This window comes from Pseudomonas akapageensis (assembly GCF_011355085.1).
Lineage (GTDB): Bacteria > Pseudomonadota > Gammaproteobacteria > Pseudomonadales > Pseudomonadaceae > Aquipseudomonas > Aquipseudomonas akapageensis.
Genome location: NZ_VXCP01000023.1, coordinates 46,588 through 71,965 on the forward strand (window position 1 = coordinate 46,588; position 25,378 = coordinate 71,965).

23 protein-coding genes and 1 pseudogene are annotated in these 25,378 nt (G+C 60.5%); 10 read left to right on the forward strand and 14 right to left on the reverse strand.

Annotated features, from left to right (window positions below):
* The first annotated feature begins 111 nt into the window (after positions 1-111).
* Entirely contained in the window at positions 112-1,389 is a 1,278-nt protein-coding gene (locus F2S13_RS16655; RefSeq protein ID WP_166362710.1) for an acetyl-CoA C-acetyltransferase, read from the forward strand.
* On the opposite strand, the gene F2S13_RS16660 is transcribed toward F2S13_RS16655, so the two are convergent.
* Positions 1,376-2,404 (reverse strand): bile acid:sodium symporter family protein, encoded by a 1,029-nt coding sequence (locus tag F2S13_RS16660; RefSeq protein ID WP_166362712.1) that lies wholly within the window; start codon positions 2,402-2,404, stop codon positions 1,376-1,378. The genes F2S13_RS16655 and F2S13_RS16660 overlap by 14 nt on opposite strands.
* Before the next feature lie 86 nt (positions 2,405-2,490).
* Here F2S13_RS16660 and F2S13_RS16665 point away from each other — a divergent pair, with 86 nt between their 5' ends.
* Complete coding sequence (locus F2S13_RS16665) at positions 2,491-3,282, forward strand: AraC family transcriptional regulator (protein WP_166362714.1); 792 nt, start codon at positions 2,491-2,493, stop codon at positions 3,280-3,282.
* Positions 3,283-3,408: 126 nt separating this feature from the next.
* Here F2S13_RS16665 and F2S13_RS29855 read toward each other — a convergent pair whose 3' ends face one another.
* Both F2S13_RS29855 and F2S13_RS29860 read right to left on the reverse strand, forming a co-directional pair.
* Positions 3,409-4,176: a methyl-accepting chemotaxis protein gene (locus tag F2S13_RS29855; RefSeq protein WP_425500235.1), complete on the reverse strand. Its 768-nt coding sequence runs from the start codon at positions 4,174-4,176 to the stop codon at positions 3,409-3,411.
* A 90-nt stretch (positions 4,177-4,266) separates the two neighbouring features.
* A pseudogene (locus F2S13_RS29860) lies at positions 4,267-5,352 on the reverse strand (cache domain-containing protein); the annotation flags it as partial.
* A gap of 278 nt (positions 5,353-5,630) precedes the next feature.
* Between F2S13_RS29860 and F2S13_RS16675 the strand changes: the two are divergent.
* Positions 5,631-6,524 (forward strand): PA4780 family RIO1-like protein kinase, encoded by an 894-nt coding sequence (locus tag F2S13_RS16675; protein WP_166362718.1) that lies wholly within the window; start codon positions 5,631-5,633, stop codon positions 6,522-6,524.
* A 3-nt stretch (positions 6,525-6,527) separates the two neighbouring features.
* Here the strand turns inward: F2S13_RS16675 and cueR are convergent, their stop codons facing one another.
* The 3 genes from cueR to F2S13_RS16690 all read right to left on the reverse strand — a co-directional run bounded on the left by cueR (position 6,528) and on the right by F2S13_RS16690 (position 9,578).
* Positions 6,528-6,929 (reverse strand): Cu(I)-responsive transcriptional regulator, encoded by a 402-nt coding sequence (gene cueR / locus F2S13_RS16680; protein WP_166362720.1) that lies wholly within the window; start codon positions 6,927-6,929, stop codon positions 6,528-6,530.
* The gene (locus F2S13_RS16685) at positions 6,926-9,130 is read right to left on the reverse strand and encodes a heavy metal translocating P-type ATPase (protein ID WP_166362722.1); all 2,205 of its coding nucleotides are present in this window, start codon (positions 9,128-9,130) and stop codon (positions 6,926-6,928) included. Before F2S13_RS16685 ends, cueR begins: the two co-directional genes overlap by 4 nt.
* A gap of 64 nt (positions 9,131-9,194) precedes the next feature.
* A complete protein-coding gene (locus tag F2S13_RS16690; RefSeq protein WP_166362724.1) occupies positions 9,195-9,578 on the reverse strand; it encodes a hypothetical protein in 384 nt (127 codons plus the stop codon).
* 148 nt (positions 9,579-9,726) lie between these two features.
* On the opposite strand from F2S13_RS16690, the gene F2S13_RS16695 reads away from it, so the two are divergent.
* Both F2S13_RS16695 and F2S13_RS16700 read left to right on the forward strand, forming a co-directional pair.
* Positions 9,727-9,933, forward strand: coding sequence for a heavy-metal-associated domain-containing protein (locus F2S13_RS16695; protein ID WP_166362726.1), 207 nt, complete (start codon positions 9,727-9,729; stop codon positions 9,931-9,933).
* A 70-nt stretch (positions 9,934-10,003) separates the two neighbouring features.
* Positions 10,004-11,182 carry a multidrug effflux MFS transporter gene (locus F2S13_RS16700; protein WP_166362728.1) on the forward strand — a complete coding sequence of 393 codons (1,179 nt, stop codon included), beginning with the start codon at positions 10,004-10,006 and terminating at the stop codon, positions 11,180-11,182.
* On the opposite strand, the gene F2S13_RS29465 is transcribed toward F2S13_RS16700, so the two are convergent.
* Together F2S13_RS29465 and F2S13_RS16710 are read right to left on the reverse strand one after the other, a co-directional pair.
* Positions 11,136-11,342, reverse strand: a complete 207-nt coding sequence (locus F2S13_RS29465; RefSeq protein WP_166362730.1) for a hypothetical protein — start codon at positions 11,340-11,342, stop codon at positions 11,136-11,138. The genes F2S13_RS16700 and F2S13_RS29465 overlap by 47 nt on opposite strands.
* Before the next feature lie 135 nt (positions 11,343-11,477).
* Positions 11,478-12,491, reverse strand: a complete 1,014-nt coding sequence (locus tag F2S13_RS16710) for a zinc-binding alcohol dehydrogenase family protein (protein WP_166362732.1) — start codon at positions 12,489-12,491, stop codon at positions 11,478-11,480.
* Positions 12,492-12,627: 136 nt separating this feature from the next.
* Here F2S13_RS16710 and F2S13_RS16715 point away from each other — a divergent pair, with 136 nt between their 5' ends.
* Both F2S13_RS16715 and F2S13_RS16725 read left to right on the forward strand, forming a co-directional pair.
* Entirely contained in the window at positions 12,628-13,542 is a 915-nt protein-coding gene (locus tag F2S13_RS16715) for a LysR substrate-binding domain-containing protein (RefSeq protein ID WP_166362734.1), read from the forward strand.
* A 519-nt stretch (positions 13,543-14,061) separates the two neighbouring features.
* Positions 14,062-14,832, forward strand: a complete 771-nt coding sequence (locus F2S13_RS16725; RefSeq protein WP_166362738.1) for an ArsR/SmtB family transcription factor — start codon at positions 14,062-14,064, stop codon at positions 14,830-14,832.
* A gap of 48 nt (positions 14,833-14,880) precedes the next feature.
* Here F2S13_RS16725 and F2S13_RS16730 read toward each other — a convergent pair whose 3' ends face one another.
* On the reverse strand, positions 14,881-15,834 hold the full coding sequence (locus F2S13_RS16730) for an adenosine deaminase (protein ID WP_166362740.1): 954 nt from the start codon (positions 15,832-15,834) through the stop codon (positions 14,881-14,883).
* A 213-nt stretch (positions 15,835-16,047) separates the two neighbouring features.
* Here F2S13_RS16730 and F2S13_RS16735 point away from each other — a divergent pair, with 213 nt between their 5' ends.
* Complete coding sequence (locus F2S13_RS16735; protein WP_166362742.1) at positions 16,048-17,133, forward strand: calcium:cation antiporter; 1,086 nt, start codon at positions 16,048-16,050, stop codon at positions 17,131-17,133.
* Between the two features lie 6 nt (positions 17,134-17,139).
* Here F2S13_RS16735 and F2S13_RS16740 read toward each other — a convergent pair whose 3' ends face one another.
* The 5 genes from F2S13_RS16740 to F2S13_RS16760 all read right to left on the reverse strand — a co-directional run bounded on the left by F2S13_RS16740 (position 17,140) and on the right by F2S13_RS16760 (position 21,965).
* Positions 17,140-18,495: an 8-oxoguanine deaminase gene (locus tag F2S13_RS16740; protein ID WP_166362744.1), complete on the reverse strand. Its 1,356-nt coding sequence runs from the start codon at positions 18,493-18,495 to the stop codon at positions 17,140-17,142.
* A 128-nt stretch (positions 18,496-18,623) separates the two neighbouring features.
* Entirely contained in the window at positions 18,624-19,310 is a 687-nt protein-coding gene (locus F2S13_RS16745; protein ID WP_166362746.1) for an SDR family oxidoreductase, read from the reverse strand.
* A 383-nt stretch (positions 19,311-19,693) separates the two neighbouring features.
* On the reverse strand, positions 19,694-20,290 hold the full coding sequence (locus tag F2S13_RS16750; protein ID WP_166362748.1) for an IMPACT family protein: 597 nt from the start codon (positions 20,288-20,290) through the stop codon (positions 19,694-19,696).
* A 7-nt stretch (positions 20,291-20,297) separates the two neighbouring features.
* Complete coding sequence (locus F2S13_RS16755; protein WP_166362750.1) at positions 20,298-20,966, reverse strand: TetR/AcrR family transcriptional regulator; 669 nt, start codon at positions 20,964-20,966, stop codon at positions 20,298-20,300.
* Between the two features lie 81 nt (positions 20,967-21,047).
* Entirely contained in the window at positions 21,048-21,965 is a 918-nt protein-coding gene (locus F2S13_RS16760; protein WP_166362752.1) for a LysR family transcriptional regulator, read from the reverse strand.
* Positions 21,966-22,087: 122 nt separating this feature from the next.
* On the opposite strand from F2S13_RS16760, the gene aptA reads away from it, so the two are divergent.
* Together aptA and F2S13_RS16770 are read left to right on the forward strand one after the other, a co-directional pair.
* Complete coding sequence (gene aptA, locus F2S13_RS16765) at positions 22,088-23,434, forward strand: omega-aminotransferase AptA (protein ID WP_166362754.1); 1,347 nt, start codon at positions 22,088-22,090, stop codon at positions 23,432-23,434.
* Between the two features lie 64 nt (positions 23,435-23,498).
* A complete protein-coding gene (locus tag F2S13_RS16770) occupies positions 23,499-24,992 on the forward strand; it encodes a CoA-acylating methylmalonate-semialdehyde dehydrogenase (protein ID WP_166362756.1) in 1,494 nt (497 codons plus the stop codon).
* Positions 24,993-25,378: the final 386 nt, after the last annotated feature.

Consider the following 25,378-nt stretch of genomic DNA (forward strand, 5'->3'; position numbering starts at 1 on the left):
TAGATAAGCTTCAAAGTGTGGACCAAGGTTGCCCATCAGTCGTTCGGGTGAAGAAAAATTACCTACGCTTTAGCTCGTACCCACTGACATTCATGAGCAAGGGAGCTTTCAATGAATTCATTGCGCCGGGTCGCAATCATCGGCGGCAACCGCATTCCCTTCGCAAGGGCCAACGGCCCCTACGCCCATGCGAGCAATCAGGACATGCTGACGGCAGCGCTGGAAGGCCTGATCGAGCGTTTCAACCTGCATGGAGTGCGCATGGGCGAAGTGGTCGCCGGGGCCGTGCTCAAGCACGCGCGGGATTTCAACCTGACCCGCGAATGCGTACTGGGCTCGCGCCTGGCCCCGCAAACGCCGGCCTACGATGTGCAGCAGGCTTGCGGCACAGGGCTGGAAGCGGCGTTGCTGGTGGCCAACAAGATTGCCCTGGGCCAGATCGATTGTGGGATTGCCGGTGGGGTGGATACGGCGTCCGATGCACCGATTGCCGTCGGTGAAGGGCTGCGTCAGGTGCTGTTGCAGATCAACCGCAGCAAAACCCTTGGCCAGAAGCTCGCGGCCCTGGCGGCCTTGCGCCCCCATGATTTGAAACCTGAACTGCCTCGCAACGTGGAGCTGCGCACGGGGTTGTCCATGGGCCAGCATTGCGAACTGATGGCCCATACCTGGCAGATCGGACGCAAGGAGCAGGACCAACTGGCGCTGGAAAGCCACCAGAAGCTGGCGGCAGCCTACGCCGAGGGCTGGCTTGACGATCTGCTGACGCCTTTTCATCACCTGAACCGTGACCAGAACCTGCGCCCCGACCTGACCCTGGAAAAGCTCGCCAGCCTCAAGCAGGTGTTCGAGCTCGATGACCATGGTTCGTTGACGGCGGGCAATTCAACGCCGCTCACCGATGGTGCGTCAGTCGTCCTGCTGGGCAGCGAAGCCTGGGCCAACGAGCGCGGGTTGCCGATTCAGGCTTACCTGCGTGACGGCGAAACGGCTGCCGTGGACTTCGTCAGGGGCGACGAGGGGCTGCTGATGGCGCCGGTCTATGCGGTACCGCGCATGCTGGCGCGCAATCAGCTGACGCTGCAGGATTTCGATTTCTACGAGATCCATGAAGCCTTCGCGGCGCAGGTGCTCTGTACCCTCAAGGCCTGGGAAGATGCCGATTACTGCAAGACCCGATTGGGCCTCGACAAGCCGCTGGGCTCGATCGATCGCAGCAAACTCAACGTCAAGGGCGGATCCCTGGCGGCCGGGCATCCTTTCGCGGCCACCGGCGGGCGCATACTCGCCAACCTCGCCAAGCTGCTGGACAGGGCCGGGCAGGGCCGTGGCCTGATCTCGATCTGTGCAGCCGGCGGTCAGGGCGTGACGGCGATCATCGAGCGCTGACGGCCGCCTTGCCCAATGCCTGGGGCTCGCGCCGGGTGCGGTTGGCGTAGTTCTCGGCCATGATCGAGCAGACGATCAACTGCAGCGGGTGATAGATCATGATCGGCAGCAGGATCAATCCCAACCCCGGGTGAGCGCCGAAGATCAGGGCTGCCATTGGCGCACCGGCGGCCAGTGACTTCTTGCTGGCGCAGAACACCGCTGCGATCTCGTCGGCCGGGCTGAACTTCAGCGCGCGAGCACTGCGGGTCGTCAGCCAGAGCACCAGTGCCAGCAGCAGGGCGCTGCCGATGAAGGCGCTGAGGATCACACTCGTGCCTTGCTGCTGCCACATGCCCGAGACCATCGAGTTGCAAAAGGCGGCGTATACCAGCAACAGAATGACCAGTTTGTCGACGATGCTGGTGTAGCGCTTGTAGCGGGCGAAGAACTTGCCCAGCAGCGGTCGCATCAGTTGGCCGAGCAGCAGCGGCAACAGGAGCATGGCGCACAGGTCGAGCAAGGTCGAACCCAGGTCGATGCCGCCAGCGCCGGTGCCGACCACCAGACTGACCAGCCAGGGTGTGATGAAAATGCCGAGCACGCTGGACAGACTGGCATTGAGAATCGCCGCCGGGACGTTGCCGCCGGCACTGCCGGTCAGGGCCACTGACGAGGAGATGGTCGACGGCAGTGCGCACAGGTAGAGGAAGCCAAGCATCAGCAAGGCTGGCAGGTGTGAGCCGAGCAGCTTGTCGCCCAGCAGCCACAGCAGCGGAAAGGCGATGAAGGTGAAACTTTGCACCATCGCATGCAAACGCCAGTTTTTCAGGCCATGGCGGATCTGTTCACTGGACAGGTTGATGCCATGCAGGAAGAACACCAGGAACACACCGATGTTGATCACGTACTCGGCATGCATGGCGCCGCCGCTGCTGCCGAAATGCGGGAACAGCCAGGCCAGGAAGGTGGCCAGGAACATGCCGCAGAGGAACCAGTCGGTTACCACGCGTTTAAGGTGTTTGAGCGCTTGCATAGGCGGGCCTGCGGTGCGTTTTGTAATGATGTGCGACACAGGTTAACGTGAGCGCTAGAACCCGGCTTGCGACAGAAGGCCAATCAATGCCGAGTAACGGACAAATACCCCAGCCACGCCAGATTCCGGCGCTGACCCACTTGCCCCGGCCTCTGTACGCCCGGGCAGAAAGCCTCGACGCCGGTTCCTGGACGCGGCGTCACCGCCACGAGTGGGTGCAGTTTTCCTATGCGATCAGTGGTGTGCTGGGCGTGCACACGGCCGAGGGCAGTTTCTTTGCGCCGCCCCAGTGGGGGATCTGGATACCGGCGGGTGTCGAACATGAAGTGGTGACCTCGATGCGCGCGGAAATGCGCAGCCTGTATGTACGCCAGGAAGACTCGACCTGGGCGGCGCCACGCTGCCGTGTACTGGAGGTGACGCCGCTGGCCCGCGAGCTGATCAAGCGCTTTTGCCAATTGCCGGTGGAGTACCCGACCGCGCCTAGCCCCGAGGCGCGGTTGGTGGACGTGCTGCTGGATCAACTGGCCAGCCTGCCTGAAGTGGGTTTTTCCCTGCCATTGCCGCAGGAAAAGCGCTTGCTTGCGCTGTGCAATGAATTGATCGAAAGCCCTGACCAGGATGCGACGTTAAGTGAGTGGGCCGGGTATATGGGGACATCGGAGAAGACGCTGACGCGGCTGTTCCAGCGTGAAACGGGCTTGAGTTTTCGCAGCTGGCGCCAGCGCATGCGCTTGCTGTCGTCGTTGAGCATGCTGGAGGAGGGCAACAGCGTGACCGAGGTGGCGTTGTCGTGTGGCTATGACTCGACTTCGGCCTTCATCGCCGCGTTCAAGCGGCTTTTGGGGTTTACGCCGGGGGAGTTGTTTCGGCAGTAAGCCAGCGCCCTGACCTCCGACCTCGTTGCCTGCTGCGACGCTCTGCGTCGCGTTCCGGCGGGTCGACGCTGGAGCGTCTGGCACTGCATTCCCACGCGGAGCGTGGGAACGAGAAGTCGGCATCACTCAGGTACGGAAACGTCGTACCAGAGCATCCAGCTCATTGGACAACCCAGCCAGGCTCTGCGAATCGAGCTTCGCCGAGTCGGCCAGTTCTGCCACCAACTGCGCATCACCGTGGATCTGGCTGATGTGCCGGTTGATGTCTTCTGCCACCTGATGTTGCTGTTCGGCCGCTGTAGCGATCTGGGTGTTCATGTCACGGATGACGTCCACCGACTCGCGAATCTGCCCGAAGCTGGTGCGTGCCAGGCCGATGCGGCTCACCGATTCCTGCGACACTTCAAGACTGGCATGCATCTGCTGGGCGACCTGGCTGGTGCGTTGCGCCAGGTTGCCGAGCAGGCCATCGATCTCGGCCGTGGAGTCGGCGGTGCGTTTGGCCAGGGCCCGGACTTCGTCGGCCACTACGGCGAAACCACGACCTTGTTCGCCGGCACGGGCCGCTTCGATGGCGGCGTTGAGCGCCAGCAAATTGGTCTGTTCGGCGATCGAGCGGATAGTGCCCAGGATCGACTGGATGTCGTTGCTGTCGCGTTCCAACTGTTGCATGGACTGGGCGGACTGCTCGATTTCCACGCTCAGCTGGTCAACGCTCTTCACGGCGGCGTCGATCTGCTGCTGGCCCTGACGCGCCTGCTGCTGGCCGCTGTCGGCCGACTCGGCGGCCTGGCTGCAGGAGCGGGCGACTTCATTGGCGGTGGCGACCATTTCGTGGAAGGCGGTGGAGACCATGTCGACCGCTTCACGCTGACGCCCGGCCGCTTCGGCCATGTCGGCCGAGACCTGGGTCGAGCTTTTCGAGGTGGCCAGAATCTTGTTCGCCGATTGGCCAATGTGCTGGATCAGGCTGCGAATCGCGGCCAGGAACTGGTTGAACCAGTTGGCCAGTTGCGCGGTTTCGTCGCGGCCACGCACTTGTAGGTTCTGGGTCAGGTCGCCTTCGCCCTGGGCAATGCCTTCCAGACCGCTGGCGACGCTGCGAATCGGCCGCACGATCAGGCTGGCGAAGCTGGCGCCGACCACGGCGAAGATGGCTGCCAGTACCGCAGCAATACCTGTGATCAACCAACCCAGTTGGGTCGCCGAACTCATCACTTCGTCCTGCTTGATCAGCCCGACGAAGCTCCAGCCCAGTTTATCGGACGGCCAGACGTTGGCCATGTAGCGCTCGCCATTGAGCTCGACTTCAACCAGGCCCTTGGCCTTGGCCAGTTGTGCATAACCGTCGCCAAGCTCGGACAGGTTCTTGAAGTTGTGCTCAGGCTGTTTGGGGTCGACCAGGACTTTCCCGGTGTTTTCCATCAGCATCAGGTAGCCGCTGTCGCCGAGCTTGATCTGTTTGACGATCTCGGTGAGCTGCTTGAGCGACACGTCGATACTGACCACGCCACCATTGCTGCCCAGTTGGGTGGCGATGCTGTGTACGGTACTGACATACACCGCGTCTTCGGCGGCCCAGTAGTAGGCGTCGGTGTGCAGGGTCTTGCCCGGGTTGGCCATGGCGGTCTTGTACCAGGGGCGCTGACGCGGGTCGTAATTGGCCAGCTTCGGATCATCGGGCCAGGAAACATAGCCACCGGCACTGGTGCCGAAGATCACGTAGGAGTAGGCCGGATGGCTGGCGGCAAGGCTGGCGAAGAAGTCAAAGACCTGCTTGTCCATTTCGCCCTGGGGGATTTGCGCAGCATTGGCGCTGGAGTAGTTCTTGAGGCTCCCGTCGGTATTTTTCAGCAAGGGTTGGGAAGCCAGGTAGTCGACGTTCTGGCTGATGCCCTCGAAGAACAATTGCATGGCATTGGCAACCTGGCGGATTTCGCGGCTGCTGCTGTCGATGAAGCCGCTGCGGGCGTCGCTGCGCAGGTTCATTACGACCAGGGTGGCGACCAGGATGATCGGCAGGCAGGCGATTACTGCGAACGCCCACGTTAATTTTTGTTTGATGTTCATCCCAGCTCCAGAATCATTCTTGTAGTTATCTGGTCGGCTGCGGCCCGGGAAAATTGAATCATTTCGATAAAAGGATGGTCAGCTCCACCATTAACCGCTAAAAGTTTGCACAGCGTGGGGGGATGGCAAAATGTGGTTTAGGTTTTGCGCAACCTGGCTGGCCCTTTGCACCCTGTTGATCGTGCAAAGGTCGGCATGTGCGCCTTGCTGTGAGAGGATGGCCGGCAAATTTTGTGAATATCGCGTGTTTGGTAAAAAAGGACCCAGAATAAAAGCCGATGAAGACTCCAAAACGCATTGAACCGTTGATCGAAGACGGTCTGGTCGACGAGGTGCTGCGACCACTGATGAGTGGCAAAGAGGCCGCTGTCTATGTAGTGCGCTGCGGTGACGAGCTGCGCTGCGCCAAGGTTTACAAGGAGGCCAACAAGCGCAGCTTCCGTCAGGCTGCCGAGTACCAGGAAGGTCGTAAGGTTCGTAACAGCCGGCAGGCCCGGGCGATGGCCAAGGGCTCCAAGTTCGGGCGCAAGGAAGCCGAGGATGCCTGGCAGAATGCCGAGGTTGCGGCGTTGTTTCGCCTGGCCAACGCCGGCGTTCGCGTGCCCAAGCCCTTCGATTTTCTCGAAGGCGTGCTGTTGATGGAGATGGTCTGCGACGAGTACGGTGATGCGGCGCCAAGGCTCAACGATGTGGAGCTCGAGCCCGAGCAAGCGCGCGAGTATCACGAATTCCTGATCAGGCAGATCGTTCTGATGCTGTGTACCGGCCTTGTGCACGGTGATCTGTCTGAATTCAACGTGCTGCTGAGTCCGGAAGGGCCGGTCATCATCGACTTGCCACAGGCGGTCGACGCGGCGGGCAACAACCACGCCTTCAGCATGCTCGAGCGCGATGTCGGCAACATGGCCAGCTATTTCGGTCGCTTTGCCCCGGAGCTCAGGAAAACCCGCTACGCAAAGGAAATGTGGGCACTCTACGAAGCCGGCAGCCTGCACCCCGCCAGCCTGCTCACCGGTGAGTTCCAGGACGATGAAACCCAGGCCGACGTGTATGGGGTCATGCGCGAAATCGAAGCGGCGCGCATGGACGAAGCGCGCCGCCAGGCTGCTCGTGCGGCCGATGACTTGCCGCCCGGCAAGGCGGAGGAACCGCCTCCGCCCTGGATGCAGTAAACGTCAATGGCAGGCGCCCCCGGTGGCCAGGTCCTTCAGGATCGGGCAGTCGGGGCGATCGTCGCCCTGGCAGTGGGCGACCAGCTCCTGCAAGGTGTCGCGCAGGCTCACCAACTCATCGATTTTCTGATTCAGCTCGATGATGTGTCGGTGGGCGAGCGCCTTGACGTCGGCACTGGCACGCTGGCGGTCCTGCCACAGGGTCAGTAGCTTGGCCACTTCCTCCAGGGAAAACCCCAGGTCCCGCGAGCGCTTGATGAATGCCAGGGTATGCAGGTCGTCCTGCCCATACAGGCGATAGCCGCTTTCGCTGCGATGGGCTGCCTTGAGCAGGCCGATGGACTCGTAGTAGCGAATCATCTTCGCGCTCAGGCCACTGTGCCGGGCTGCTTGTCCGATGTTCATGCCACGTCCCCTCCCGTCGGATCTTTCGGTTTCCAGGTTTTCAGCCACAGCGCATTGCTCACCACACTGACGCTGGAAAGTGCCATGGCGGCGCCGGCGAGCACAGGATTGAGCAAGCCGAACGCGGCCAGGGGAATACCGATCAAGTTATAGACGAAGGCCCAGAACAGGTTCTGGCGGATCTTCGCATAGGTCTTGCGGCTGATCTCCAGCGCCGCCGGCACCAGCCGTGGGTCGCCGCGCATCAGGGTGATGCCGGCCGCGTGCATGGCCACGTCTGTGCCACCGCCCATGGCGATGCCGATATCGGCCGCGGCCAGGGCCGGGGCGTCGTTGATGCCATCGCCGACCATGGCCACGACACCCGATTTCTTCAGTTCGACCACAGTGGCGGCCTTGTCTGCCGGCAGCACTTCGGCGTGTACATCGGTAATGCCCAGGGCCTGGGCGACCGCATGGGCGCTGCCGCGGTTGTCACCCGTCAGCAAGTGGCTGCTGATCTGCTCTGCCGCCAGTTGTTGCACGGCATCGACAGCACCGGGCTTGAGCGTGTCGCCGAAGGCGAACAAGCCCAGTACTTGTGGGTGCGGGCTGCGTTCGATCAGCCAGGACAGGGTTCGGCCTTCGGCTTCCCAGGCCTGGGCCAAGAGGTTCAGTGGGGCGTTGTGCAATCCGCTGTCGTCAAGCAGGCGCCGATTACCCAAGGCCAGGTCTCGGCCGTGCAGGGTCCCGGCAATGCCGCGTCCGGTCAGTGACTGAGTTGCGCTGACATCGGCTACGGTCAGGTTCTGTTCCCGACAGGCGTCGAGTACGGCCTTGGCCAGGGGGTGTTCACTGCCGCGTTGCAAGGCACCGGCCAGTTGCAGCATTTGCCGTTCGTTGCCATCGAGGGCATGGCTGTGAACGATTCTCGGGGTTCCGGAGGTCAGGGTCCCGGTCTTGTCGAAGACCACGCTGCGCACCGCATGGGCACGTTCCAGGGCTTCGGCGTCCTTGATCAAAATACCGTGGCGGGCGGCGACGCCGGTACCGGCCATGATCGCTGTGGGTGTGGCCAGACCCAGGGCGCAAGGGCAGGCAATGACCAGCACGGCCACGGCATTGATGATTGCCGTTTCGATCGGTGCGCCGCTGAGCCACCAGCCCAGCAAGGTGGCCAGCGCCAGCAGTAAAACGACCGGCACGAAGACCTGGCTGACCCGGTCCACCAGTTTCTGGATGGGCGCCTTGCCAGCCTGGGCGTCTTCGACCAGGCGGATAATGCGCGCCAGGACGGTTTCGGTGCCCAGCGCCAGGGTGCGCACCAGCAAGCGGCCTTCGCCATTGATGGCGCCGCCGGTCACCTTGTCGCCTGGTTGCTTGGGCACGGGCAGGCTTTCCCCGCTGATCAGCGCTTCATCGGCATGGCTCTGGCCTTCGACGACTTCACCGTCGACAGGGAAACGTTCGCCGGGCAAGACCCGCACCAGATCGTTCAGGCGCAGGGCGCTGATCGCGACGTCCTGCTCACGGCCATCGATGACTTGCACCGCCCGCTCCGGGCGCAGGGCTTCGAGTGCGCGAATGGCGCTGGCGGTCTGGCGCTTGGCGCGACTTTCCAGGTATTTGCCGAGCAAAACCAGGGCGATGACCACGGCTGAGGCTTCGAAGTACAAGTGCGGCATCTGACCTGCGCCGGCGCGGGCCCACTCATAAAGGCTCAGGCCGTAGCCTGCGCTGGTACCGATCGCCACCAGCAGGTCCATGTTGCCGGCACCGGCCTTGACCGCCTTCCAGGCCGCGACATAGAAGCGGGCACCGAAGATGAGCTGTACCGGGGTTGCCAGGGCAAATTGCGCCCAGGCCGGCAGCATCCAGTGAATGCCGAACGGTTGCAACAGCATCGGCAGCACCAGCGGCAATGCCAGCACAATCGCCAGGCTCAGCGCCCAGCGCTCCTTGCGCAAGCGCTGTTCGACATCTTCGGGTGAGGCGCGATTGTCTTGCGGCAGGGAGGCGCTGTAACCGGCCTGGCTGACAGCGTCGATCAACAGGGCAGGGTCCAGTTGGCCGAGTAGCTGGATATGAGCGCGTTCACTGGCCAGATTGACGCTGACCTGAGCGACGCCAGGCACCTTGGTCAGCGCGCGTTCGACCCGTCCGGCGCAACTTGCGCACGTCATGCCGGCAATTGGCAATTCAATGGTCGCGGATTCGAGCATGGGTGTACCTCCTTGAACAGGCTCCCAGCATCAACCTTGACACATGGGGAAGGTCAAGCCCGGTTCAATACCCCAATCCTGCCTTCTTCAGATACAGGCCGTTTTGACCCATGGCAATCCGATACTTGCTGATCTGGCCGGCACGCAGGTCCAGCGTGGTGTTGTTGTCTGCCTGCTGGATACCCGGCGCGCAGCCGGGCACTTGCCCGGGCAACAAGCGCAGGCGAATGGAAACCCGCCCCGGGGCAAGGTTGAAGGACGTGGATTGTTCCTGGAACAGGCGGCCGGCCAGCTCATCCTGGATATACACGCCGATTTCGCAGGCGGTCGCGATTTCCAGACGCTCCCGGGAAATGATCAGCACGCTATAGTCTTGTGCGGCACTCGCGCCCTGGGGAAGGGCGAACAGGCCAAGCATGCCGATGAGGCTCAGTACTGCCCAGCGCATGAATGAATCTCCTGCTATCGAATCTTGGATGCTGCAGCTTGGCCGAGGCGCGCAACGATTTCCAGCCCGGCAGAAAACAGAAGAACTTGACCTTGACCCTATGGCAAGCCTGAAGCTGGGTCAAACCCTCAACAGGAGCTGGATCCTCATGCAAGTATTCAATGTCCAAGGTATGTCGTGTGGTCACTGTGTCCGTGCGGTCACTCAAGCGGTTAAAAGCCAGGATGAGTCGGCAACGGTCGAAGTCGATCTGGGCAAGGCCCTGGTTCGCGTCGAGAGTTCGTTGAGTGCGGAGCGGATCATCAGCCTGATCAGCGAAGAGGGGTATGAAGTGGCCAAGGCGACGCATTTGTAATTCAAAGAATTTCATGTAGATGGATCCAAGACAGTTAGACTAGCGCTGCCCTGTCTGTTTTGGATTCCTGATGAACCTGAGAATAATCCTGATTCTTGGCGCCCTGAGTGCGTTCGGTCCGTTGGCGATCGACTTTTACCTGCCAGGTTTTCCGGCGATGGCTACGGCTTTTGCCACTGATGAAAAACATATCCAGACAACCCTTGCCGCTTACTTCCTTGGCTTGTCCATCGGGCAGTTGGCCTATGGGCCGGTGGCCGATCGGTTTGGTCGGCGGGTTCCATTGCTGGCAGGGGTGGTGTTGTTTACGCTGGCGTCACTGGCCTGTGCCTATGCGCCGAGCCTGGATGCCCTGATCGTCGCCCGGTTCGTGCAGGCGCTGGGTGGTTGTGCCGGGATGGTGTTGTCGCGGGCGATCGTCAGCGACAAGTGCGATGCGGTGGCTTCGGCCAAAGTGTTCTCGCAACTGATGCTGGTGATGGGCCTGGCACCCATCCTGGCGCCAATGCTGGGCGGTGTGCTGGTCAACCTGTATGGCTGGCAGTCGATCTTTATCGCATTGACCCTGTTCAGTGCCCTGTGTGCGCTGGCAGTGGCACTCGGGTTGCCGGAAAGCCTGCCGGCCAATCAACCTCGTCCACCGTTGTCCGGCGCGCTGCGCCAATATGGGCGGTTGCTCAAGGATAAGGTGTATGTCGGGCACGCCTTGACCGGCGGTATCGTCATGGCCGGGATGTTTGCCTATATCGCCGGGTCGCCTTTTGTCTTCATCAAGCTCTACGGCGTGCCCGCCGAGCATTATGGCTGGCTGTTCGGCACCAACGCGGCGGGTTTCATTCTGGTTGCGCAGATCAATGCACGTTTGCTGGCCAAGCGCGGCCCGGCCTTTCTGTTGGCGCGGACTATCTGGATTTATCTGGCTGCGGGCCTGGTTCTGCTGGGTATCAGCGCCCTGCACACTGAGGCGCTCTGGCCACTGTTGATTCCGCTGTTCATTTGCATCGCCAGCCTTGGCTGCATCATCCCCAATGCATCGGCCTGCGCCATGAGCGGGCAGGGCGCCAGGGCGGGGAGTGCATCGGCATTGCTCGGTTGCCTGCAATTCAGTGTGGCAGCCGGCGCTGCATCCTTGGTGGGCGTGCTGCACGACGGCAGCGCGCTGCCCATGGCACAGGTCATCAGCCTGTGTGGGATATCGGCCGTCACGGTCTCAGTGCTGACGCGACGATTTCAGTTGGCCAGAGGTTAGCGGACGCTAGCTGCGGTATCGGGTGGGGGGCTGTCAGACGGGCTTGCAGGGTCGAGACAAAGGCTCGTGCCTCGGCCTCGCTGCGAAAATTCACCACGTGCTGGTCCAGGCGGACCTGCCATTGACTGCCCTGGTTTGATGCCGAAACGAGGATATTCATTGCTGATTTCCTTTAGTTGGCAAGGCTGCAAGTTTAGACCCGGGATCAGACAATGGAGTGGTCCAGGAGAACTGCCGGACTGACGGTCAGGCCCGCGTTCGATCAACGCGGGCCTGACGAAATTTGTGATGCGGATCAAAAGCCTTCCAGTACGATTTTACCCTTTGCTGCACCGCTTTCCAGCAGTGCGTGTGCGCGTCGCAAGTTCGCGGCATTGATAGTGCCGAAATGCTGACCCACGGTCGTTTTCAGGGTGCCGGCGTCGATCAGTTCAGCGACGCGGTTGAGCAGCTTGTGCTGTTCGAGCATGTCCGGGGTTTCGAACAGCGAGCGGGTGTACATGAACTCCCAGTGCAACGACAGGCTCTTGCGCTTGAGCTTGGTTACATCCAGCAGTTTCGGGTCGTCTATCAGTCCCAGCTTGCCCTGTGGCGCCAGGGCCTCGACCAGTTGATCGAAGTGCTGGTCGGTCTGGGTCAGGCTGGCAACATGCGTCACCTGGGCCAACCCCTGGCGCTTGAGTTCCTCGGCCAGCGGCTGGCTGTGGTCGAGCACCAGGTCAGCGCCCAGCTCACGCACCCAGGCCATGGTTTGCGGGCGAGACGCGGTGCCGATGACTTTCAGGCCGGTCAGTTGTCTGGCCAATTGCGTGAGGATCGATCCCACGCCACCGGCGGCTCCGACGATCAGTAGGCTCTGGCCCTGATCGGATTGGCTTTCGCTGATCTGCAAGCGTTCGAAGAGCAGTTCCCAGGCCGTGATCGCGGTCAACGGCAGCGCGGCGGATTCGGCGAAACCCAGCGACCTGGGCATGTGCCCGACAATTCGCTCATCGACAACATGCAATTGGCTGTTGCCACCCGCCCGGGCAATGGAGCCGGCGTAGAACACCTTGTCGCCAGGCTGGAACAGGCTGACTTCGCTACCCACCGCCTTGACCACGCCGGCGACGTCCCAACCCAGTACCTTGGCTGATCCCGCCTCGGGCTGGACGTTCTGGCGTACTTTAGTGTCCACCGGGTTGACCGAGATGGCTTTGACTTCGACCAACAGGTCGCGTGGGCCGGCGACAGGCTCTGGCAGCTCGATATCTTGCAGCGAGGCCGGGTCCGTGATGGGGAGGGAGTGGAAGTAGGCGATGGCTTTCATGCAAATGCTCCAGGGGGCTGTGCCGTGAGGTAGTGAAGCGCAATGGACTGATGATTGGCTAATTCACTTTCCGATAAAAGCCACTAATACTGCAGGCTCTTTCAATATTATTTTGAAAATGGGCGGGTGCTTCGAGGTGTTGCGATTCGATGATTTGCAGTTGTTCGTGCGTGCTACGGAACTGGGCAGCCTGTCTGCCGCTGCGCGGATCATGGACATGTCGCCCGCGGTGGCCAGTGCGGCGCTCAAGCGTATCGAGCAACAACTGGGGGCCCGCTTGCTTGCCCGCTCAACGCGCAGCCTGCGTTTGACGGCCCAGGGCGAAGGGTTTCTAGAGTATGCCCGGGCGGCCTTGAACAGCCTGGACGAAGGGCGGCGCCTGCTCGATCGCGGTCAGGAGCAGGTCAGCGGCGTGTTGCAACTGTCCGCACCTTCGGATTTCGGCCGCAACGTGCTGTTGCCCTGGCTGGACGAATTCCAGCGCCAACACCCGAAGCTGACGGTGCGCCTGTTGTTGGGTGACCGCATAGCCGATCTTTTTCGCCAGCCGGTGGATATCGCCCTGCGCTACGGGGACCCGGAGGACTCCAGTCTGGTGGCCTTGCCCATTGCCAGTGACAATCGCCGGGTGCTCTGCGCCTCTCCAGACTACCTCGCCCGGCACGGCGAGCCGCGAGAAGTCGCCGATCTGGCGCAGCATAATTGCCTGTTGTACATGCTGGGTGACCGGGTCCATGACCATTGGCGCTTTCATGATGGTCAGCGTGAGTTCGGTTTGACGGTCAGCGGCAATCGATTTTCCGATGATGCCGATGTGGTTCGGTTGTGGGCGCTCTCAGGGACAGGGGTGGCTTACAAGTCGTGGCTGGATGTGGCTGGTGATGTAAAGGCCGGGCGACTCAAGGTGCTGCTGCCGACGCTGCGGTGCGAGCGGGCTCCCCTGATGTTGCTGTGTCCCCACCGTGCCCAGCTGAGTAAACCGGTCAGACTGCTGCATGACATGCTCAAGGCTCATTGCGAGACGTTGTTGATGCAGGCGCCCGGTCGTTAATTCGGAGTAGCTTGTAGGATATGTGTGCTTTTAATTGGGGAAATAACGAAGGCTACTAGGGTAGTCTGTTAGATCAGCAGTAATGGGTGCTTTTTTGTGGTTTTTTGCATGCGGTATTTTTTGCCTGTTTTATATACCTTGCGTGTAGGCTTTTCCTACTTGCAAGCATATCCGGTTTTATTTGGCGGGGCTGCAAAGGTCCGAGTTAGAAGGCTTTGGGTGAAAGGCTTGGCAGGTTGGTAAAATATTGTTTCCTCAGTGCTTTGGCGTATCTGCGACAGAGGGCGGGTAACAAAGCCTGCGACTGATTTTTTTCGTTCGATTGTATATAAGTGTGCAGGCTTATACTGGTCGGGCAGCGATTGCCAGCAAGAGGTTTTTCCATGGCAGTGGACATGCCAAAGGGTCATTAGTTTTTTTATTTTGGCTGTCCATATTATAAAGCCGGTTTTTTGCTGGCGCTGTTCATGTGGCTGTTCAATACATGCCATAGACAAATGTTTTAACAGGGAGTGAAGCATGGAACATATACCTTGTATCAGCCAGATTGCGACGCTTTTGGCAGATCCCAAACGCAGCGCAATGATATGGGCCTTAATCGATGGAACTGCGCGGGCTGCCGAGGAACTGGCTTCTCTGGCGGGATTGAGTCCTTCATCGGCCAGTGCACATTTGGCGCGGTTATCGGCAGGGGGGTTATTGAAGCGAGAAGCTCGAGGCCGACAGCGGTTCTTTCGTCTGGCGGCGCCAGAGGTCGGTGTTGCCGTCGAGGCCCTGGCCAGTGTTTCTGTTGCCAGTAATGCCCCGCAGTGCGCTATCGACGCAAATCTGGAATTGCAAGAGGCCACGGTTTCCATGCGTAGAGCGCGTATCTGCAGGGATCATTTGAGTGGCGAATTGGCGGCTGATTTGTATCAGCGTTTGATTGATGCCCGCTGGATCGAGTCGCTGGATAATCGGATTGAGGTCACGGTCAAAGGCAGTCTGGAGTTGGCCACTTACGGCATTTATACCCAGGCCTTGGCGCGGCGCGAAAAGCAGACCCTATGCACCTGTTGCAGCGATTGGAGCGATAGGCGTCCCCATCTGGGTGGTGCGCTGGGGAGCAGTTTGCTGAAACTGTTCATCCAGTCCGGTTGGTTGAAGCTCAATGATGACAGCCGGGCCGTTCAGGTCACGGCGGCAGGATTGAAGGAGATCAGCAATATAGCCCGGCTCGACGAGTGTGCGTTATCTGAAGAGCCGGCCGTCATCTATCAGGTCCAGGCCCGATTACAGGCACCGGCTTGAAGCCCCGGTAGACCCGACGCCCCGTCGGGGGACGTCGGTCAGTTCAGCTCAAGGCTTGACCAGGCGGGCGTCCAGGCTGTTCTGGGCCAGGCGTCTGGCCTGATCTTCAGTCATGCCCAGGTGAGTATGCAGGGCGTGGAAGTTTTCGGTCACATAGCCTCCGAAGTAGGCCGGATCATCGGAGTTGACCGTCACTTTCACGCCACGCTCGAGCATATCGAGAATGTTGTGCTGACTCATGTGGTCGAAAACGCACAGTTTGGTGTTGGACAGCGGGCAAACCGTCAGCGGGATCTGCTCGTCGATGATTCGCTGCATCAGCCGTTCGTCTTCGATGGCACGCACACCATGATCGATTCGTTGGATCTTGAGCAGGTCGAGGGCTTCCCAGATGTACTCGGGTGGGCCTTCTTCACCGGCATGGGCGACAGTCAGGAAACCTTCGCTGCGAGCACGGTCGAAAACACGCTGGAATTTGCTGGGCGGGTGTCCCATTTCCGAGCTGTCGAGCCCGACGGCTACGAACGCGTCGCGAAACGGTAGTGCCTGATCCAGTGTTTTCTGGGCCTCATCTTCGCTCAGGTGACGCAGGAAGCTCAGGATCAGGCCGCTGCTGATGCCCAGTTGCTCCTTGCCATCCTTCAGCGCGCGGGTGATTCCGTTCAGTACCACTTCAAAGGCGATGCCGCGATCGGTGTGGGTCTGCGGGTCGAAGAACGGCTCGGTGTGAATGACGTTTTGCGCCTTGCAACGTTGCAGGTACGCCCAGGTCAGGTCGTAGAAGTCCTGCTCGGTGCGCAGTACGTCTGCACCCCGGTAGTAGAGATCGAGAAATTCTTGCAGGTTGTTGAAGGCATAGGCCGCCCGCAGGGTTTCAACATCATTCCACGGCAAGGCGATCCTGTTGCGTTCGGCCAGGGCGAACAGCAATTCGGGCTCCAGCGAACCTTCCAGGTGCAGGTGCAGTTCGGCCTTGGGCAGGGCGTTCAGCCATTCGTACATATAGGTGTCTCATCAGGTGCATATCGGACCATTCTACAGTGCATGTAGTCCTCGTTCCCACGCTCTGCGTTGGAATGCCCCTTGCAGCGCTCTGCGCTGCATTCGGTGGGTCGACGCAGAGCGTCTGGCGCGGCATTCCTTTGCTGCGCGTGGGAACGAGGTAGTCGGGAGAGGCTACAGTCTCTATCGGAGTGCAACGACTCGGGGCCTTCGATGTTCAGATTACTCAGCCAAGAAACCTTCCTGCTGCTGGCCGTGTTCATGGCCCTGCTGGCCTACCCGCTGGAGCCCTGGTTGCTCGGGCAAGGGCATGGCATTGCGCTGGCCGGCGGGGTGGTGTTGGTAGCGGCTATCGTCTGCGCGTCGATGCGAGTTGCCCAGCACGCCGAATTCCTCGCCGAAAAGGTCGGAGACCCCTACGGCACCATGATCCTGACCCTGGCGGCGGTGCTGGTGGAAGTGGTGATCCTGGCGATCATGATGAGTAACGAGGCATCGAAGACGCTGGTACGCGATACCATCTATTCGGCGGTGATGCTCGACATCAATGGAATTCTCGGCCTGGCCGCGCTGATGGGCGGCCTCAAGCATGGCGAGCAGCCCTACAACGACGATTCGGCACGCACCTACGGCGTCATGATCATGACAGCCATGGGCGTATCGATGGTGGTGCCGGAGTTCATTCCCAAGGAGGTCTGGCGAGTTTATTCAGCCTTCACCATCGGCGCCATGGTGGTGCTGTACGCCTTGTTCCTGCGCATGCAGGTCGGGCCGCACAGTTACTTCTTCAGCTACAGCTATCCACAGAAAAGACGACGAAATCCATCCGACCAAGGTCCGCCGGTCAACCAGGCGCGCTCGATCGGCATTCTGGTATTTGGCCTGGTGGTGATCGGCGCTTTGGCCGAAGTAATGTCCAAAACACTGGACTATGGCCTGGAAGGCAGTGGTGCACCGCCGGTATTGACGGCCATTGTGGTGGCGGCGATTTCCGCCGCACCGGAAATACTGACGGCCTTGCACGCGGCGCTGGCCAATCGCATGCAGTCGGTGGTCAATATCGCGCTGGGCGCATCACTGTCCACCGTGATCCTGACGGTGCCGGTGATGGAAGCCATGGCGCTCTATACTGGCCAGCCTTTTCAGATGGCCATGACTCCCGTGCAGACGGTGATGGTCTTCATCACCCTGATCGTCAGCGCAATCAACCTCAACGATGGCGAAACTAACGCCATCGAAGGGATGACCCATTTTGTGCTGTTCGCCACCTTCATCATGCTGGCGATACTGGGGTTATAAAGAACCTCAGCCGGAAATCAGTTCGCGGGCGGCCTGGCGGTGATCGGCAATCAGTTGCTTGATATCCAGCCCCACGACTTCCCCATCGACCACGCGCCATTCGCCGCCGACCATGACCCGGTCGGCCCGGTCCGCACCACACAGCAACAGCGCCGAGATCGGGTCGTGGCTGCCGGAAAAACGCAGCTCGTCGAGTTTGAACAACGCCAGGTCGGCCTGTTTGCCCACGGCCAACTCGCCGATGTCGGTGCGCCCGAGCAGTTGCGCCGAGCCCTTGGTGGCCCAGCCGAGCACGCGTTCCGGGGTGATGGCTTCGGCACCATAGCGCAGGCGCTGAATGTACAGCGCCTGGCGTGCCTCGAGAATCATATTGGAGGCATCGTTGGACGCCGAGCCATCCACCCCCAGACCCAACGGCGCTCCTGCATCGGTCAGTTCGATGGTTGGGCAGATACCGGAAGCCAGGCGCATGTTCGAGCTCGGGCAATGGCAAATACCCGTACGGGCGGCACCCAGGCGGGCGATTTCGTCCGGGTTGAAGTGGATGCCGTGTGCCAGCCAGGTGCGCGGACCGAGCCAGCCGACGCTGTCCAGGTAATCCACGGTGCGCAGGCCGAAGCGTTGCAGGCAGAACTCTTCTTCGTCGAGGGTTTCGGCCAGGTGGGTGTGCAGGCGCACGTCGAGCGCTTCGGCCAGTTCGGCACTGGCGCGCATGATCTCGGGCGTCACCGAGAACGGCGAGCAAGGCGCCAGGGCAATCTGGATGCGAGCACCCTCGCCGCGCTCGTGGTAGGTCTCGATCAAGCGCTGGCTGTCGGCCAGGATGACTTCACCCTGCTGTACCGTCTGCTGCGGTGGCAACCCGCCGTCTGCTTCGCCAAGGCTCATCGAACCACGGGTCAGCATGGCACGCATGCCCAGCTCGCGGACGGTCTCGACCTGCACGTCGATGGCGTTTTCCAGGCCATCAGGGAACAGGTAATGATGGTCGGCCGCCGTGGTGCAACCCGACAGCAACAGTTCGGTCAGGGCCACGGTGCTGGCCAGCTTGAGCTTGGCCGGGGTCAACCGCGCCCAGACCGGGTAGAGGGTCTTGAGCCATGGGAACAGCGGTTGGTTGACCACCGGGGCCCAGGCACGGGTCAGGGTCTGATAGAAGTGGTGGTGGGTGTTGATCAGGCCGGGCAGCACCACGTGTTCACGGGCATCGAAGACCTGTGTGCAGGGGCTGGAGGGTTGTTGACCAAGGGCGAGGACTTCGCGGATGACGCCGTTTTCCAGCACCAGGCCGCCACGGGCGTCGAGGGTGTTGGCGGTGAAAATGGCCAGGGGGTTTTTTAACCAGATGCGGGTCGCAGGCATTTTGCCGGCTCCTCTGAAAGTGGGTTCAGGTTCGCCAGCTCAGTGTTGCCCTGTCTGCTGATCCAGGTCCGCCGCGGGGGCGAGGCATTCAGTCTACTGCCTCGCTGCGGCGGATTCAATTCACGGGCTTACCAAACCAGGCTGTCGCCCTTGTAGTTGATAAACCAGAGCCCACCCTTGCCGGCATAGGCCTTGACCTGTTCAACCAGGCCGGCGGTGCTGGTGTCGATGTCCAGGTCCGCGCCTTCGCCGCCCATGTCGGTCTTGACCCAGCCCGGGTGCATGGCCAGCACGGTCACGCTCGGGTCGCTCAGTTGGGTGGCGAAGGTATTGGTCATGGAGTTGAGCGCTGCCTTGCTGGCCTTGTACAGCGCCAGCTCCGGAGCGTCGGGGATGGTGATGCTGCCCAGCACCGAACTCATGAAGGCGATGACCCCGGTATCGCTGCGTACCTGCCCGGCGAAGCGCTGGGCCAGACGAATCGGAGCGATGGCATTGGTCATGAACAGTTCGCCGATGTCCTGCTGTCGGGCAACTTCGGCGTCCTGCTCGGCCGGGCCCTTGATCCCGGCGTTGACGAACAATAGATCGAAAACCTGGTCCTGCAGTTCGACACCCAATTGATCCAGTTGCTGGCGATCGTTCATGTCCAGCGTTTTGATCTGTACGCCGGGCAGTGCGAGCAGGGCATCGGCCTTTTGTGGATCGCGCACGGTGGCAGTGACCTGCCAGCCGTCTTCGAGCAGATGCTTGACGAGGCCCAGGCCAAGTCCACGGGAGGCTCCGATGATCAAAGCGGTTTTTACAGCAGTCATGATGAAAATCCCTATGTCACAGGCTGATGGTGGACACACTGCCTCAGCAGTCGGCGTCAGTAAATGTCGAAATGCTCTGGTTAAAAAACGTACAGGTAGCGCCGAGCGCTGCTCGACAAGCCATTGGCACAGGCGTGCACGGGTTATCCACAGAATGCTCCACAGTATCTGTGTGCAAGCGAAAGGGCTGGGTATAAGTGCCCATCAGCTATGTTCCAAATGCGATATACGCCCCTAAGCGTCTGATTTTCAGGCGTTTCGAGCCTTGTCATCAAATCTTGATCAAAATCTGATCGCTTGGCTGAAGGCCACGCGGATCAAGGCCTGCAGCTGAATGTGCAGAGCTTATCCACAGCCGGGTGCACAGTAGGTGTGGGCAATTGTTAAACGTTTGCGGCAACGCGCTGCAAGAGGATGCGACCACGACTGAGGTCGGCCAGTTGTCGTTGCAGGGGTTCGATGCAGGCCTCACCCAGCGCCAGCTCAAGATCGACGCCGTTGCCGGTAAAGGTTTCATTCGTGACCAGGCCATCGAGCTCGGCCAGGCGGATTTTCAACAGGGCCAATTCATTGAAGCCGCAGTTGCAGGTAACAGCGACTCGACTGACCAGAAGGCGTTTTTCAGCTTGTTGCAGGCATTTGTTGGCGCCGCCGCCATAAGCGCGAGCAAGGCCGCCGGTGCCCAGTTGGATGCCGCCATACCAGCGAATGACCAGTACCACGACCTGATCGCAGTCCTGCGCTTCGATTGCCGCCAGGATCGGCCGGCCTGCCGTACCGCCTGGCTCGCCGTCGTCGGTGCTGCGGTACTGGTCGCCGAGCTTCCAGGCCCAGCAGTTATGCGTGGCATCGGGCTCGCTCAAGCGCGCGATGAAGTCCTGAGCCTCGGCGATGCTGGTAATCGGGGCGGCGAAGGTGATAAAGCGGCTCTTGCGAATCTCTTCGCGATACTCGCAAGGGCCGAGCAGGGTAGAGGGCATGTGCAGGTCAGCTATCGGTTGGCGGGGTCAGGCCGCAGCCTTTGAGAATGATGTGGACAAGATTGTTGCTGGCTTCTTCCATGTCTTGCTTGGTCAGACGACTGCGGCCAGTCACCCGGCAGATCTGGGCGGCGAAGTCGGCATAGTGTTGTGTGCTGCCCCAAAGCAGGAAAATCAGGTTTACCGGATCGACCGAGTCCATTTTGCCAGCATTGATCCACGCCTGGAACACTCCGGCACGTTCCTGAAACCAGGTACGGTAATCCTGGTTGAAGTACTCGTTCAAACATTCGCCCCCGCTGATGATCTCCATGGCGAAAACGCGCGAAGCTTGCGGATTGCGCCGGGAAAACTCCATCTTGGCGCGGATGTAGCTGTTCAATGCCTGGGCGGGGTCGTCGTCGGCACTCAAGGTATTGAAGGTACTGTCCCACAACTCGAGGATGTTGCTCAGAACTGCGATGTACAGGCCCAGTTTGTTGGTGAAGTAATAGTGCAGGTTGGCCTTGGGCAGCCCGACATTCAGCGCAATGGTGTTCATGCTGGTGCCCTTGTAGCCGTGGCGGGCGAACTCGTTCTCGGCGGCCTTGATAATGGCTTCTTCGTTCTTCTGGCGGATTCGACTGGCAGGTTTACCGATGGCTTGGGCGCGATGCGCCGGGACTTCTAAGGTCATGGGCGGTTCCGAACAGGTCGTGTGGGGAGCATCAGGTGCACTGATAGCGCACCCCAAGGCAACAGACAAGCACTTAAACTGTCAGCGTGTGGCGGCCAGGCTCTCGAGAAAGCTTTCGAGTACCAGGTGCGGGCGTCGACCCTTGCGGGTTACCCAGCAAAGGTTCAGGTCATAGAAGCGCTCGCTGGCCTTGAGGGCACGCAAGCGTCCCTGCTGTACCCAGAAGCTGGCGTAATGGTCCGGTAAATAGCCGATATAGCGCCCGGTCAGGATCAGGAACGCCATGCCTTCACGGTCCGAGGCACTGGCTGTGCAATTGAGCGTCTGATAAAGGGCCTGGATTTCGGCGGGCAGGCGGAAGGTCGGGGCGATCGCATCCTGGGCATTGAGCCGATCATCGGCAAGCTGGTTGTCATCGACATAAAACAGCGGATGACCGACGGCGCAGTACAACAGCGAACGTTCGCCATACAGAAATTCGTATTCAAGCCCCGACAGGGGGCTTGCCTGGGGTACCACGCCGACGTGCAGGCTGCCGTCGAGTACGCCTTGCTCGACCTGGCTGGGGGCAATCATGCGGATCTGGATGCGCACGTCCGGGCCGCGGTCCTTGAGTTGGGCCAGGGCATGGGTGATACGCATGTGTGGCAGGGTGACCAGGTTATCGGTCAGACCGATATTCAGTTCGCCGCGCAGGTGTTGGTGCAGGCCATTGACCTCCGTGCGAAAGCTTTCCAGGGCACCGAGCAATTGCAGAGCCGATTGATAGACTTCGCGCCCTTCTTCGGTCAGCGAGAAGCCTGCACGACCGCGTTGGCACAGCCGCAGGCCAAGACGTTGTTCGAGATCGCTCATTTGCTGGCTGATGGCCGAACGGCCAATCCCCAGTACGTTCTCTGCCGCCGAGAAGCCGCCGCACTCCACCACGCTGCGAAAGATCTTCAACAAACGAATATCAAAATCACTGACTTGCGCGAGGGCTTCCTGACGACGACTCATAGTTTAGTGACCGGCTAACTGAAGGTTAGAAAAGTAGGATTTTCCAGACTTTATCCTCGTGACAACGTAGCAGCAACAACGCTTGTCAATAAAACTGCATAACACCTTGCGAGGTTTTGCTCATGAATTTGCCCGAAAACGCTCCTGTCGGTCTGGCCAGCCAGCTCAAGCTCGATGCGCACTGGATGCCCTACACCGCCAACCGCAATTTCCAGCGTGATCCACGTCTGATCGTGGCCGCCGAGGGCAGCTACCTGACCGACGACAAGGGCCGCAAGATCTATGACGCCCTGTCTGGCCTGTGGACCTGCGGCGCCGGTCACACCCGCAAGGAAATCCAGGAAGCCGCAGCGCGCCAGCTGGGTGTGCTCGATTACTCGCCAGCCTTCCAGTTCGGCCACCCGCTGTCGTTCCAGCTGGCCGAGAAAATCACTGACCTGACCCCGGGCAACCTCAATCACGTCTTCTATACCAACTCCGGTTCCGAGTGCGCCGACACTGCGGTGAAGATGGTGCGTGCCTACTGGCGCCTGAAAGGCCAGGCGACCAAGACCAAATTGATCGGCCGTGCCCGTGGCTATCACGGCGTGAACATTGCCGGTACCAGCCTGGGTGGCGTCAATGGCAACCGCAAGATGTTCGGCCAGTTGCTGGACGTCGACCACATTCCTCACACCGTACTGCCAGGCAATGCCTTCTCCAAAGGCATGCCGGAAGAGGGCGGTATCGCCCTGGCCGACGAAATGCTCAAGCTGATCGAGCTGCATGACGCTTCGAATATCGCCGCGCTGATCGTCGAGCCCCTGGCCGGCTCCGCTGGCGTGCTGCCACCACCGAAGGGTTACCTCAAGCGCCTGCGCGAGATCTGCGACCAGCACAACATCCTGCTGATCTTCGACGAAGTGATCACCGGCTTCGGTCGCATGGGGGCAATGTTCGGTGCCGACGCCTTCGGCGTTACCCCAGACCTGATGTGCATCGCCAAGCAGGTCACCAACGGCGCCATCCCGATGGGCGCGGTGATCGCCAGCAGCGAGATCTACCAGACCTTCATGAACCAGCCGACCCCGGAATACGCTGTGGAATTCCCGCACGGCTACACCTACTCGGCTCACCCGGTCGCTTGCGCCGCAGGCCTGGCCGCACTGGACCTGCTGCAGAAGGAAAACCTGGTGCAACAGGCCGCCGAGCTGGCGCCGCACTTCGAGAGCGTGCTGCACGGCATCAAAGGCGCGAAGAATGTCATCGACATCCGCAACTACGGCCTGGCCGGCGCAATCCAGATCGCTGCCCGCGATGGCGACGCGATCGTGCGCCCTTACGAAGCCGGCATGAAGCTGTGGAAAGCCGGTTTCTACGTGCGCTTCGGCGGCGACACCCTGCAGTTCGGGCCAACCTTCAACAGCAAGCCACAAGAGCTCGACCGCCTGTTCGACGCCGTTGGCGAAGTGCTGAACCAGATCGACTGATGACCTCTTTGTGTGACGGGGGCGAGCCGACTCTCCCTCGAACAACCCCCTTTAGGAGTTTTGCATGAGCACTATCCAGCACCTGATCAATGGCGACCTGGTCAGCGGCAGCGACCGCACCGCTGACGTTTTCAACCCGTCGACCGGCCAGGCCATTCATAAAGTGCCTCTGGCAAGCCGTGCCACCATGCAACAGGCCATCGATGCCGCCAAGGCTGCGTTCCCGGCCTGGCGCAACACCCCGCCAGCCAAGCGTGCCCAGGTAATGTTCCGCTTCAAGCAACTGCTGGAGCAGAACGAAGCTCGCATCGCTCAACTGATCAGCGAAGAACACGGCAAGACCCTGGAAGACGCCGCCGGTGAATTGAAGCGCGGTATCGAGAACGTCGAGTACGCCTGTGCCGCTCCGGAAGTTCTGAAGGGCGAATATACCCGCAACGTCGGACCGAATATCGACGCCTGGTCCGACTTCCAGCCGCTGGGCGTGGTTGCCGGTATCACCCCGTTCAACTTCCCGGCCATGGTGCCGCTGTGGATGTATCCACTGGCCATTGCCTGCGGTAACTGCTTCATCCTCAAGCCGTCGGAGCGAGATCCGAGCTCCACGCTCTATATTGCACAGCTGATGCACGAAGCCGGTTTGCCCAATGGCGTGCTCAACGTCGTGCACGGCGACAAGGAAGCGGTCGATGCGCTGATCGAAGCGCCGGAAGTCAAAGCCCTGAGCTTTGTCGGCTCGACCCCAATCGCCGAGTACATCTACAGCGAAGGCACCAAGCGCGGCAAGCGCGTGCAGGCACTGGGCGGGGCGAAGAACCACGCGGTGCTGATGCCCGATGCCGACCTGGACAACGCCGTGAGCGCACTGATGGGCGCAGCCTACGGTTCGTGCGGCGAGCGTTGCATGGCGATCTCGGTTGCCGTTTGCGTGGGTGACCAGGTGGCCGACGCACTGGTTGCCAAGCTGATTCCCCAGGTCAAGGCGCTGAAAATCGGTGCAGGCACTTCCTGCGGCCTGGACATGGGCCCACTGGTGACCGGCCAGGCGCGCGACAAGGTAGCCGGCTACGTGGACGACGGCGTGAAGGCCGGCGCCAAGCTGGTGGTCGATGGCCGTGGCCTGGTGGTACCGGGTAACGAAGAAGGCTTCTTCCTGGGTGGCTGCCTGTTCGACAACGTCACCCCTGAAATGCGCATCTATAAAGAAGAGATCTTCGGCCCGGTTCTGTGCGTCGTTCGCGTGAACAGCCTGGAAGAAGCCATGCAGCTGATCAACGATCACGAGTATGGCAACGGTACCTGCATCTTCACTCGTGACGGTGAAGCGGCGCGTCTGTTCTGTGACGAAATCGAAGTCGGCATGGTCGGCGTCAACGTGCCGCTGCCTGTACCGGTCGCTTACCACAGCTTCGGCGGCTGGAAGCGTTCGCTGTTTGGTGACCTGCATGCCTACGGCCCGGATGGCGTGCGCTTCTATACCCGCCGCAAGGCGATCACCCAGCGTTGGCCGCAGCGCGCCAGCCATGAGGCTTCGCAATTCGCGTTCCCAAGCTTGTAAGTAGCAGTACGCAGTAAAGGAAGGGGGGGGGCCGCAAGGCCCACCCCCTTTGCTTTTATAGGGTGTTTTGGCTTTTATGACACTTTGTTGAATTTAAGTGTTGACGCCCTCCTGAATCTCTCTATAATTCGCCCCACTTCCGGCGCAGACGAAACGGAAAACTCCTTGAGAATCAAAGAGTTAACCGAAGTAAGCAGCGAGGAGGCAGCTTCGATCTCCTGATCGAAAGCGGTGAAAAAGGTGGTTGACAGCGGTTCCAAACGCTGTAAAATTCGCCTCCCGCTGACGAGTGATCGAGGCGAGTCAAGTGTTTGAAGTTGTTAGAGATTCTCTGAAAAAACTTCAAAATAAACGCTTGGCAGGGGACGGGGAAGGCGGAGGTGGCG

Coding starts and splice junctions, on each gene's coding strand:
- F2S13_RS16690 (WP_166362724.1), bottom strand. CDS start 9,578: ATGCGCTGGGCAGTACTGAGCCTCATCGGCATGCTTGGCCTGTTCGCC.
- F2S13_RS29855 (WP_425500235.1), bottom strand. CDS start 4,176: ATGGCCGAAGCGGCCGGGCGTCAGCGTGAAGCGGTCGACATGGTCTCC.
- aptA (WP_166362754.1), top strand. CDS start 22,088: ATGAATTTGCCCGAAAACGCTCCTGTCGGTCTGGCCAGCCAGCTCAAG.
- F2S13_RS16725 (WP_166362738.1), top strand. CDS start 14,062: ATGGAACATATACCTTGTATCAGCCAGATTGCGACGCTTTTGGCAGAT.
- cueR (WP_166362720.1), bottom strand. CDS start 6,929: ATGAACATCGGACAAGCAGCCCGGCACAGTGGCCTGAGCGCGAAGATG.
- F2S13_RS16760 (WP_166362752.1), bottom strand. CDS start 21,965: ATGAGTCGTCGTCAGGAAGCCCTCGCGCAAGTCAGTGATTTTGATATT.
- F2S13_RS16745 (WP_166362746.1), bottom strand. CDS start 19,310: ATGACTGCTGTAAAAACCGCTTTGATCATCGGAGCCTCCCGTGGACTT.
- F2S13_RS16750 (WP_166362748.1), bottom strand. CDS start 20,290: ATGCCCTCTACCCTGCTCGGCCCTTGCGAGTATCGCGAAGAGATTCGC.
- F2S13_RS16735 (WP_166362742.1), top strand. CDS start 16,048: ATGTTCAGATTACTCAGCCAAGAAACCTTCCTGCTGCTGGCCGTGTTC.
- F2S13_RS16685 (WP_166362722.1), bottom strand. CDS start 9,130: ATGCTCGAATCCGCGACCATTGAATTGCCAATTGCCGGCATGACGTGC.
- F2S13_RS16770 (WP_166362756.1), top strand. CDS start 23,499: ATGAGCACTATCCAGCACCTGATCAATGGCGACCTGGTCAGCGGCAGC.
- F2S13_RS16665 (WP_166362714.1), top strand. CDS start 2,491: ATGCCGAGTAACGGACAAATACCCCAGCCACGCCAGATTCCGGCGCTG.
- F2S13_RS16695 (WP_166362726.1), top strand. CDS start 9,727: ATGCAAGTATTCAATGTCCAAGGTATGTCGTGTGGTCACTGTGTCCGT.
- F2S13_RS16675 (WP_166362718.1), top strand. CDS start 5,631: ATGAAGACTCCAAAACGCATTGAACCGTTGATCGAAGACGGTCTGGTC.
- F2S13_RS16730 (WP_166362740.1), bottom strand. CDS start 15,834: ATGTACGAATGGCTGAACGCCCTGCCCAAGGCCGAACTGCACCTGCAC.
- F2S13_RS29465 (WP_166362730.1), bottom strand. CDS start 11,342: ATGAATATCCTCGTTTCGGCATCAAACCAGGGCAGTCAATGGCAGGTC.
- F2S13_RS16710 (WP_166362732.1), bottom strand. CDS start 12,491: ATGAAAGCCATCGCCTACTTCCACTCCCTCCCCATCACGGACCCGGCC.
- F2S13_RS16740 (WP_166362744.1), bottom strand. CDS start 18,495: ATGCCTGCGACCCGCATCTGGTTAAAAAACCCCCTGGCCATTTTCACC.
- F2S13_RS16660 (WP_166362712.1), bottom strand. CDS start 2,404: ATGCAAGCGCTCAAACACCTTAAACGCGTGGTAACCGACTGGTTCCTC.
- F2S13_RS16755 (WP_166362750.1), bottom strand. CDS start 20,966: ATGACCTTAGAAGTCCCGGCGCATCGCGCCCAAGCCATCGGTAAACCT.
- F2S13_RS16655 (WP_166362710.1), top strand. CDS start 112: ATGAATTCATTGCGCCGGGTCGCAATCATCGGCGGCAACCGCATTCCC.
- F2S13_RS16700 (WP_166362728.1), top strand. CDS start 10,004: ATGAACCTGAGAATAATCCTGATTCTTGGCGCCCTGAGTGCGTTCGGT.